Raw genomic sequence first — 1,465 nt, forward strand, 5'->3', positions numbered from 1 at the left:
CCATCTGCGGTCTCGGTCAGGCGGCACCGAACCCAGTGAGACATTTGCTGAGATATTTCAGGGACGATTTGTGATGTCAGACCGTGTGACCTTTACGCTGGACGGAAAACAAGTCCAGTGCGACGCCGGCGAAACGATCTGGAAGGTCGCCAAGCGCGAGGGTGTCAACATCCCGCATCTGTGCTGGAAGGACGCCCCAGGATATCGCGCGGACGGCAACTGCCGCGCCTGCATGGTCGAGATTGAAGGTGAGCGCGTGCTCACGGCCTCCTGCGTCCGAAAGGTCGCAGACGGGCTGGTGGTGAACACGGCCACCGACCGCGCCCGCGCGGCGCAGGAAACCGTGTTCGAGATGCTGGGCGCCGACATGCGCGCGCCCGACGACGGACCCGACGGCGAAAGTGATTTCTGGACTTGGACCCGCGCCATGGGCATCACCGACAAGGTGACAGGCACGGCGCTGCCCAGCAAATTCGAAACGGGCTCGATCCCGGTTCACGACACCACCAACCCGGCCATTGCCGTCAATCTCGACGCCTGCATCGCCTGCAACCTCTGTGTCCGCGCCTGCCGCGATGTGCAGGTCAACGATGTACTCGGGATGGGGGGGCGCGGCAGCCACAGCATTCCGATCTTCGACCAGGGCGACGACATGGGCCTCTCGACCTGCGTGACTTGCGGCGAATGCGTTCAGGCCTGCCCGACAGGTGCGCTGATGGAAAAAACGTTGCTGGACGATGCGGGCCAGACGCGTGTCGTGGCCGAAGCGGATATCGACGAGGTGATCCAAAGCGTCTGCCCGTTCTGCGGCGTCGGCTGCCAGACCTCAGTGTCCGTCGCCGACGGCAAGATCGTGCGAGTTGATGGCGCCGACGGCCCGGCCAACGAGAACCGGCTTTGTGTCAAGGGCCGCTTTGGCTTCGATTACGTAATGAGCGACCGACGGCTGACGACCCCGCTCATTCGACGCGAGGACGCGCCGAAAGCGGGTGATATCGACCTCAACAACACCGATCCGATGACCGTCTTCCGCGAAGCGACCTGGGAAGAAGCCATGGTGCGGGCGGCGGAAGGGCTGAACCGGGTGCATCAGCGCGACGGCGGCCAGGCCATCGTCGGCTTCGGCTCGGCCAAGGGGTCGAATGAAGAGGCCTATCTGTTCCAGAAGCTGATCCGCGCCGGATTTGGCACCAACAACGTGGATCACTGCACGCGGCTTTGTCACGCTTCCTCGGTCGTGGCGCTGCTCGAAGGCGTCGGCTCGGGCGCCGTCTCGGCCCCTTTCATGGATGCGGTCAAGGCGGATTGCGTGATCGTCATTGGCGCCCGCCCAACCACAAATCATCCCGTCGCCGCGACGTATTTCAAACGCGCAGCAAAGCGCGGCACCAAGCTCGTGATCATGGATCCGCGCGGCCAGGATTTAATGCGCCACGCCGAATATGCGCTGCGGTTCAAGCCCGGC

2 protein-coding genes are annotated in these 1,465 nt (G+C 63.7%); both read left to right on the forward strand.

All coding sequences use genetic code 11. The features are described from left to right. Positions 1–2: 2 nt before the first annotated feature. Positions 3–74 (forward strand): NADH-ubiquinone oxidoreductase-F iron-sulfur binding region domain-containing protein, encoded by a 72-nt coding sequence (locus AC2FMY_RS21945; protein ID WP_496808062.1) that lies wholly within the window; start codon positions 3–5, stop codon positions 72–74. Next, the coding region (locus AC2FMY_RS21950; RefSeq protein WP_496808105.1) for a 2Fe-2S iron-sulfur cluster-binding protein at positions 74–1,465 on the forward strand (1,392 nt) is incomplete at its 3' end. The genes AC2FMY_RS21945 and AC2FMY_RS21950, both read left to right, overlap by 1 nt.

The organism is Ruegeria sp. YKSE079 (assembly GCF_059612845.1).